We start from the raw sequence: 9,004 nt of genomic DNA, 5'->3' as shown, positions 1-9,004 counted from the left end.
CTCGAGCCGATTTCGCCTGTACGACCGGGAGGGGCAGCCGTGCTCGACGACTCGTCCCCAACCCCCACAATCTCGGTCTGCGTGCCGACGTACAACAACGCCGCCACAATCGAACGGTGTCTGCGGAGCATCATCGACCAGGACGGTGCCGATTTTGAAATCGTGGTCGTTGACGACGATTCGTCCGACGACTGCGCAGCGATTAGCACGGCGTTGCTTCGCCCCGGAGATCGACTGGTGCGGAACGAAACTCGTCTCGGCCTCAACGGAAACCACAACAAGTGCTTGGAACTGGCGCGCGGCACGTGCGTTCAGTTCGTGCACGGCGACGACTGGCTGCTGCCCGGCGCCCTGGCTACCCTCGCGGAACGCTTCGAGGACCCGGCCGTCGGGCTCGCGTTCGCGCCCCGGCAGGTGGTGGGCGACGACGAGCGGTGGCAGCGCCGATACGGCAAGATGTACACGCATTTCCGGAACCTCCGGGAACGCAATGACGGGCGCGAGTTGGTGCGGCAGGCGGCGCTGGGCGGCCTGAGGGACAACTGGGTGGGCGAACCGACCTGCGTGATGTTCCGGCGCCGGCTGGCACTCGACGTCGGGGGCCTGCGCAACGACATCTACCAACTCGTTGACCTGGACTTCTGGTTGCGCCTGATGCTGCGATCGACCGTTTGCTTCGTGCCACGGGAACTGTCGGTGCGCAGTCACATGAAGGGCACCGAAACGACGCATGTAATGAGTTCCCGCCGCTACGTGCTCGATCAGCTGCGCATTCTCAGTTGGCTGGCCGTCGACCCGGCGTCACCCCGCTCGGTCCGGATCATCGCGCGGCTCTGGTGGTTTCCCGCATGGCTGGCGCTGGTCGTGGAGATCGCGGTCTTCGGGCCGCAGCGGGCACAACATCTGAAGACCTTGGCGCAGGCCACTTTTCGCGAATTCCCCCGCGCCCGTGCGCTAGCCGTGAATCTCGGCGGTCAGGCCGAATTCGTCGAACGTGCGTAAGACGTCCTCGCGCAGTGCGGTTTGGGAGTTGGTCCGGCCGGCCAGGTAGGCGTTGAGTGCAAGGAAGATCTTTCCGTGCACCCGGCCCGAAGCGACGAACAGCTGCCCGCCCATGCGTTCGATGGCGCGCTGGTTGATGCCCGGTTCGATCAGCCGCCCGAAGGCGTAGTCGGCGTCGGTCCCGTCCGGGCGGTTCGTCGCCGGAGGCATATCCCCGACGTTGGAGCAGCCGATGGGAAGGCTGGCGGCACCCAATCCCATTCCCGCCGCCCGCCGCGCAGCCCATTTGGGCGCCAGCGAGGCAAGAGGGAGCGGCCCCAGCAGCTCCTCGGTGATCTCGGTGAGGTCGGCGAACGCTTGCTTGAACTTGAGCCGGACCTCCCCGAGGTCGGAGGACAGCCGCGCCGGGTCGACCGAAATGGTGGGCAATACCACCGCGTTGCCACGCGTGTCGTCTTCGGTGCGGTCGCTGACCGGGAACGCCAGCGTGACCGTTCCGTCGTCGCAGACGCGCCCCATTCGCACGCCGAGCCTGGCCGCGAATCCCGCGAGAAGCGTGAAGCTGTTCCCGCCAATGGTTTTCGCGCACGCATCCCAGGCCGTCACGTCGACGTAGGCGGTCAGGTAGGGCACCACGACTGGCCGATCGTGGGCGGCCCTGCGCGGCGAAGGCGGTGGCGACGTCATCGAGGCGACCACGTCCTTGCGCCGGTGTCGGGCGATGCGCACCGTGGCCGCCACCGCGCGCGCCAGCTCCGGAGCCGACGCGATCGTTTGCCGGGCGTCCTGTAGCGCCGCCCGTCCGCGGGTGCGCGAACCGGGGCCCGGGTAGCCCAGGTGGCGAGTTCTTCCCTCCGCCGCGTCGGAGATGGCCTGCAGGATCCCGAGCCCGTCAACCAGGGTGTGCGACGTCGTCAGGCAAACCGCGGTCCCGCCGTCGTCGAGGGGGAGGACCCCGAGATGCCAGCCGGGCCCGTATTCGGGATCCAGCGGCAGGCACGCCCGCTCATGCAGCCAGGCATTCAGATCCGCACGGGAGCGCGATCTTTCGGCGATCTCGATGTCGCCGGGTCCGCGCGCGACCACCCAGCGGTCACGCGCGAAAGGTAGCGGCGACGGTTCGACCAGCCGTCCCAGCAACCCGTGTCCGAGGTTTCGGTGGAAGCGGCGCAATCCGTCAACGTTTGCGGGACGGTTGTAAATCCAGCTGAACTGCACGTGCGCCCCGTAGCCAAGCGCCCGCAGACCGAGGAAAGACGCCTGGTCCATGTGTGCGAGTCGATTGTCCACCGCGTACACGGTAGTTTATTTGCCAGCAGGGGCGGAGCGCTTTGTGCGCGGGGGACATCGGGGGCGGCCGGGGGGCCGCGCGGTCGTAACCTGGCCGTTCCGGGCCGGAAACGCTTTCGACGAAGGTAGTGTGTTGTCCGTGGTTCAGTCATCCATACCCGCTGTGCTGCGCGAACGCGCTAGCCTGCAGCCCAACGACGCAGCGTTCACATACCTTGACTACGAGCAGGATTGGGACGGCGTCGCGCACACCCTGACGTGGTCGCAGCTGTATAAGCGCGTCGTCAACCTCGGCGAACAGCTCAGGGCCGGCGCGTCGACCGGCGATCGGGCGCTCATCCTCGCCCCCAATGGACTGGACTACATCCTGGGTTTCCTCGGCGCCCTGCAGGCCGGGCTGGTCGCGGTTCCACTCTCGGTTCCCTATGGCGGTGCGCACGACGAACGCACCATCTCGGTGCTGGCCGACACCTCGCCCGCCGTCGTCCTGACGACGTCCGGGGTCATCGACAACGTCGCCGCGTCCGTGCAGTCGCAGCAGGGGCAATCCGCGCCCACGATCGTCGAACTCGATTTGCTGGACCTCGAGACTCGGCAGCGGCCCACCGGCCCGCGGCCCCGGCCCGGCGCCAACGACGGGTCGGACTTCATCTACCTGCAGTACACCTCGGGATCCACCCGTACGCCCGCGGGTGTCATGGTCTCCAACAAGAACGTCTTCGCCAACTTCGAGCAGATCATGGGCGACTTCTTCGCCCCCGAGGGCGGAGTGGCGCCGCCCGGCATGACGGTGGTGACCTGGCTGCCGCTCTACCACGACATGGGGCTGCTGCTGGGAATCATCATGCCGATCCTGGCCGGCGTACCGACGGTGCTGTCCAGCCCGGTGGGCTTCTTGCAGCGGCCGGCCCGCTGGATGCACATGATGGCCAACTACGACTGCACGATCTCGGCCGGGCCGAACTTCGCCTACGAGCTGGCGGTGCGCAAGACCTCCGACGACGACATGGTCGGGCACGACCTCGGCGTCGTCCACACCATCCTCAACGGAAGCGAGCGGGTGCAGCCGGCCACCCTCAAGCGATTCACGGACCGGTTCGCGCCCTTCAACTTCGACCCCCGGGCGTTGCGGCCCTGCTACGGCATGGCCGAGGCCACCGTGTACATGTCGACCCGCCAGGTGGGCGATCCCCCCGAAATCGGTTATTTCGATTCCGAGAAGCTGCCCGGCGGCGAGGCGGTGCGGTGTGAAACCGGAAGTGGCACACCGCTGGTCAGTTACGGCAACCCAACATCGATGCTGCACCGCATCGTTGACCCCGACACCGGTCGCGAGTGCCCGGAGGGTACGGTCGGTGAGATCTGGGTGCACGGCGAGAACGTCGCCGCCGGTTATTGGCAGAAGCCTGAAGAAACGGCGCGGACCTTCGGGGCGACGATCGTCGAGCCGTCGCAGGGGACACCCGAAGGGCCCTGGCTGAGAACGGGCGACTCCGGCTTCTTCTCCAGCGGCGAGATGTTCATCATCGGACGGATCAAGGACCTGCTGATTGTCTACGGGCGCAACCATTCTCCCGACGACATCGAGGCGACCATCCAGGAGATCACCGCGGGACGGTGCGCGGCGATCGCGGTTCCCGACAAGGGCGTCGAGAAGCTGGTCGCGATCATCGAGATGAAGAAGCGCGGCGGCTCCGAGGAGGAGGCCGCCGACAAGCTGCGCGGCGTCAAACGCGAAGTCACCTCCGCGATTTCGAAGTCGCACGGGTTGAAGGTGGCGGATCTGGTTCTGGTATCGCCGGGTTCGATTCCCATCACCACGAGTGGCAAGATCAGGCGATCGCAGTGCGTCGAGCTCTACCGGCAGGACGAGTTCGTCCGGTTGGACGGCTGAGGCTAGAGAAGCGGGTGCGTGCCGCGCCCGTTGCCGTTGGTGGGCTGCTGCGCCGGGGCGCCCGTCCCGAACAGCGGCAACGGATTGCCGCGGTCGTCGTCGGCTGATTGTTCACTGTGCCCGTTGCCGTTCGAATGCCCGTTTCCGTTGGCGCCGACCGTGATTGGCCGGGGCGACAGGAAGTCCTGGCCGAACAGCGGCAGCGGGTGGCCGGGATAGCGATCGCCCTTGTGGTTGCCCTTGCCGTTGCCGTTGGTGGGCGGGGCGGAATCCAACCCCGGATCGCGGAGATCGTCGGTCAGGTGGCTCGGCAGGCCGCTGAGGTCGAACAGCGGGAGCGCGTGGTTCGAAAGTCGTTGTTTCTTCGACCGTTTCCCGTTCTTGGTGGCGCCCGGCGGCGTCTTGGCAACGCTGGCCGGCCGTGTCCGACGCGACTTCGTCCGCGGCTTGTGTCCGGGCGGAACGAGTTTCAGGCGAACGAGCAGGTCGTCGGGAATCAACGGCTCGCTCGGCGCGCTCGTCGCAGAGGACGCGGCCGCCGGTCCCAGGGCGGCCGGGCTGGGAATCACCTTCATCTTGACCAGCTGATCGGTCAGCTGATTGAGCTGGTGCTGCTTCTTCTGGTGGGCCGCGTAAACCTGGGCGGGGGTCTTGCCGAGGTGCGAAGGCCACCAGTTCTTTTGGCCGATCAGCGCGGCCATGGCCGGCACGGTGATCGAGCGCACCAGGAACGTGTCGATCAGAATGCCCATCCCGAGGATGAAGCCGGCCTCAGCCATGGTGTAGATGCTGGCGCTCATCAACCCGAACATCGAGGCCGCGAAGATCAGGCCGGCCGACGTGATCACGCCACCGGTCGAACCCACGGTGCGAATGACGCCGACCCGCACGCCGTGCGGCGACTCGTCGCGGATGCGCGAGATGAGCAGCATGTTGTAGTCCGCGCCGACCGCGACGAGCAGGATGAAGGACAGCCCGGGCAGGCTCCAGTGCAGGTTCTGCCCGAGCAGCAGCTGGAACACCAGGACGCCCAAACCCATTGCCGACAGGTAGGAAAGCAGCACCGACCCGATGAGGTACAGCGGCGCGACCACCGCACGCAACAGGCCGACCAGGATCAGGAACACGATCATGATCGTGGCGAAGACGATGTAGCCGATGTCGTTGTTGTAATAGTTACGCGTGTCGGCAAGCCCGCTCGGCACACCCGCCACCTGCACCGTGGCGTCCGACAGCTCGGTGTTGGGCTGCGCCGACTGCGCGGCCTTGATGATCTTCGGGATCTGGTCCATGGCATCGGTGGAGAACGGGTTGAGTCCGCTCTGGATCAGATACCGCGCCGCGTGCCCGTCGGGGGACAGGAAGATCGCGGCGCCCTGCTTGAATTCGTCCCTCGTCAGGATCTGCGGGGGGATGTTGAAGCCGGACATCGACGGCTTGTTGTCGGTGTCGTGCTTCATGCTCAACAGGAATTGCGACGCCTCGTTGAGGCCGCTGCCGATCTGTCGGGTGGAATCGACGAGTTGTTTCACCCCACCGGCGATCGCGCGGCTGCCGTCGGCAAGCGCGTTGGCGCCCTGCTGCGCCTGGCCCATCGTGGTCTGCAGATCCCGGATCGTCTTCATGGCGCTGGACGCCTGAGTCAAAGTTTGCTGGGCCGTGTTCAGCGTCTGCCCGACGGTCTGCGATTTCCCGGCCGCTTGCAGGTTGTGGGCCATGATCTTGATCGAGTTGAGGGTGCCGTCGTTGTTTGCCTGCACCATCGCGGCCAACCCCGAACGTGAGCTCACGCAGCCCGGGTCGGCGTTGCAGTCCGGGCTGTTGTTGAGGGCGTTCAACATCGGCGTGGCCCACGCGGCGATGTTTTCGGCGTTCATGGTGGACATGTTGAGGTTGTCGCCGAGCGTCTTCATCCGCCCGGTGAGGGCGGCGCCCTGGTCGAGCGCGGCGATGGTGCTATCGCCGCCCGCCATCTGCTCCATCGCCGTCAGCGCGCTGACCGCAGGGCCGAGGCTGGTCAGGGCGCCGCTGACCTGATCGCGCAGCATCGCCAGGGCGTCGGCCAACTGATTGGAGCCGTTGACCAGGCGGTCCAGATCGCTCCCGTGCTCGGTGATCTGGCGGGATCCGTCGTCGAGCTTGCTGCCGACCTCACCGGCCTGGAACGAGATCTTGGTCTGCTCCAGCGGTTCGCCGTTGGGCCGGGTCAGCCCCCGCACCATCGTGATGTCGGGCAGCTGGCTCACCCGGGCGGCCATCTGTTCCAGGTCCGCGAGGGCGGCCGGCGTCCTCAGGTCGTGGGAGGGCGACTTGATGAACAGCACCATGGGTGTCAGCGCGTTCGCCGGGAAATGGCGATTCATCACGTCATATCCCTTGGAGCTGTCCACGGAGGCGGGCATCGTCTTGAGGTCGTCGTAGTTGAAGCGCATCACCGCCGTGCAACTGGCCAAACCGATGAGCACGATCAGGCTTCCGATCAGGTGGACGCGCGGCCGCCGCACGACGCGCGTGCCCATGATTCGCCACATCCGGGTGGTGAGGTCGCGACGCGGCTTGATCCAGCCACGACGTCCGGCGAGCACCAACAGGGCGGGCAACAGGGTGACCGCACACAGGAATGCCACGATGACGGAAATCGAAATCGCCGGACCGACGGTCGAAAACACTTCCAGCTTGGTGAACACCATCGCGAGGAACGCGACCGCGACGGTGGCCGCCGACGCGGCAATCACCTTGCCGATCGACATCAGGGCCATCTTGACCGCTTCGTCGGACGTGTGGCCCTTTCGCACATAGTCGTGATATCGACTGATCAGGAAGACGGCATAGTCCGTTCCCGCCCCGACCATGACGGCGGTCATCAGGACGAGGGTCTGCAGGGCGAACGGCAGGCCGATCTCGCTCAGCCCGGACAGCACGCCCTGCGACGTTCCGATCGACGCACCGATGTTGATCAGCGGTACCAACATCGTGATGATGTTGCGGTAAATCAGGAAAAGGATGGCCAGCACCGACACCACGGTGCCGATCTCAATGAAATGCGCGTCTTCGAGCGCCATTTCGGTCGCGTCGGCGATCGTGGCCAGCGGTCCGCTGACGTGGGCGGTCAGCGAGGTCCCCGCGGTGACATCTTTGGCGATCTCTTTGACGTGGTGGTAGGCCGCGATCGTCGACGGCGCGGTGCCGGCGCCCGGGAACGAGATCGGCAGGATGAAGGCCTTGCCGTCCTTGCTCGCCAGGACCTCGCGCATCTGAGGGTTGGTCAAAAAGTCCTGCACCGTCAGCTTGTCGGCCTTGTCCTGGCGCAGCTTGTCCACCAGCCTGGCGTAGACGGCCTCGTCGGCGGGTGTGATGCCGTTCTCGTCGCTGAGCAGGATCATCAGCAGGGAACCGCCGCCGCCCAGCGGATTGTCGCCGCCGCCGTCCCCGGCAGCGTCCGGGGCCTTCTTGGCGTCTCCGCCGGCTTTAGGGGCGCCCGGCATCGCGAAGGCCTTGGCCATCTCCTGGTTGACGACCACCGTCGGGGCGTTGTCCGGGAGGGCCTTCGGCTCGCGCTTGCTGGCCTGGACCGGCAACGGCGGAAAGACCAGTGCCAGGGTGACCGCCACGCCGATCCAGCCCGCGATGACAAGCAGGGGCCACCGCACGACGATGTCGCCTATGCGGTCGAAGATTCCCCCAGGCTTGGCTGCCTCGCCCGTGCCAGTCCGGCTCGACACCCAACCACCCTACAATCCGGCGCACACTCGCGTGGGCTAATCAAGATCTGGGCGGTGACCGTGACATTGCTGTGATCTTGGGGTGAACGCGCAGGTCAGGCGCGCAATTGCCGGTCGCGAAGCGGTCAAGGCGGCTATTCGCCGTGTAGCGCCGCGGATCCGTGCAACACTCTCCCCGTGGCTCTCAAATACCGCCTGCAGTCCAACCCGCTCGTCGGCAAGCTCACCACGAAGTACTTTCTGCCCCTTGGCACCCGCCAGGTCGGCGACGATGTCGTCTTCTTCAACTTCGGCTATGAAGAGGACCCTCCGATGGGCCTGCCGTTGGCGCCGTCCGACGAACCCAACCGCTACTGCATCCAGCTCTATCACGTGACCGCCTCGCAGGTGGATCTCACCGGCAAGAAGGTGCTGGAGGTCAGTTGCGGGGCCGGCGGGGGCGCGTCCTACATCGTGCGGAACCTGGGCCCGGCCTCCTACACCGGGCTGGATCTGAACCCCGCCAGCATCGACAAGTGCCGGGAACGCCACCAGCTGCCCGGCCTGGATTTCGTCCAGGGCGATGCCGAAAACCTGCCCTTCCCCGACGGCTCCTTCGACGCGGTGGTCAACGTCGAGGCCTCGCACCAGTACCCCCACTTCTCCCGCTTCCTCGAGGAGGTGGCGCGCGTGCTGCGGCCCGGGGGACATTTCCTGTACACCGATTCCCGCCGCGCTCCCGTCGTCGGCGAGTGGGAGGCGGCGCTGGCCGGCGCGCCGCTGCGCAAGGTCTCGGAACGGGACATCGACGCGGAGGCCAAGCGCGGGCTGGACGCCAACACGCGGCGGACCCAGCAGCAGATCAGTGACCGCCTGCCCGGATTCATGAACTCCCTGATCCGTTACGGGGTCGGGGTGATGGACTGGGATCTGCGCCGCGCCGGGGGCTTCTCTTACCGCGTCTACCACTTCGTCAAGGATTGATGGGCTCGACTCCATCATGAAGTTTGCGTTGGCGAGCTACGGAACTCGCGGCGATATCGAGCCGTGCGCCGCCATCGGCCGGGAGCTGCAGCGCCGGGGGCACGACGTGCGGGTTGCGGTGCCGCCCAACCTG

Annotated in this window: 6 protein-coding genes; 4 read left to right on the top strand and 2 right to left on the bottom strand. The window is 66.3% G+C overall.

Going from position 1 to position 9,004, the window contains the following annotated elements; genetic code table 11:
• Positions 1 to 9: 9 nt before the first annotated feature.
• The gene (locus A5712_RS27250) at positions 10 to 1,002 is read left to right on the top strand and encodes a glycosyltransferase family 2 protein (protein ID WP_068112719.1); all 993 of its coding nucleotides are present in this window, start codon (positions 10 to 12) and stop codon (positions 1,000 to 1,002) included.
• On the opposite strand, the gene A5712_RS27245 is transcribed toward A5712_RS27250, so the two are convergent.
• The gene (locus tag A5712_RS27245; protein ID WP_231982262.1) at positions 955 to 2,292 is read right to left on the bottom strand and encodes a hypothetical protein; all 1,338 of its coding nucleotides are present in this window, start codon (positions 2,290 to 2,292) and stop codon (positions 955 to 957) included. The genes A5712_RS27250 and A5712_RS27245 overlap by 48 nt on opposite strands.
• 139 nt (positions 2,293 to 2,431) lie before the next feature.
• Between A5712_RS27245 and A5712_RS27240 the strand changes: the two genes are divergently transcribed.
• On the top strand, positions 2,432 to 4,186 hold the full coding sequence (locus A5712_RS27240; RefSeq protein ID WP_068112723.1) for an AMP-binding protein: 1,755 nt from the start codon (positions 2,432 to 2,434) through the stop codon (positions 4,184 to 4,186).
• 2 nt (positions 4,187 to 4,188) lie between these two features.
• Here A5712_RS27240 and A5712_RS27235 read toward each other — a convergent pair whose 3' ends face one another.
• Entirely contained in the window at positions 4,189 to 7,908 is a 3,720-nt protein-coding gene (locus A5712_RS27235) for an RND family transporter (protein WP_082973690.1), read from the bottom strand.
• A gap of 177 nt (positions 7,909 to 8,085) precedes the next feature.
• On the opposite strand from A5712_RS27235, the gene A5712_RS27230 reads away from it, so the two are divergent.
• The gene (locus tag A5712_RS27230; protein WP_082973689.1) at positions 8,086 to 8,871 is read left to right on the top strand and encodes a phthiotriol/phenolphthiotriol dimycocerosates methyltransferase; all 786 of its coding nucleotides are present in this window, start codon (positions 8,086 to 8,088) and stop codon (positions 8,869 to 8,871) included.
• A gap of 16 nt (positions 8,872 to 8,887) precedes the next feature.
• Positions 8,888 to 9,004 (top strand): glycosyltransferase (locus tag A5712_RS27225; RefSeq protein WP_156766796.1); only part of this gene is annotated, 117 nt, incomplete at its 3' end.

The sequence above is a fragment of the Mycobacterium sp. E2327 genome, from assembly GCF_001672675.1.
In the GTDB taxonomy this organism is placed as follows: domain Bacteria; phylum Actinomycetota; class Actinomycetes; order Mycobacteriales; family Mycobacteriaceae; genus Mycobacterium.
Note: the sequence above shows the minus strand (reverse complement) of the source record. Positions and strands in the feature narration are given on the sequence as shown.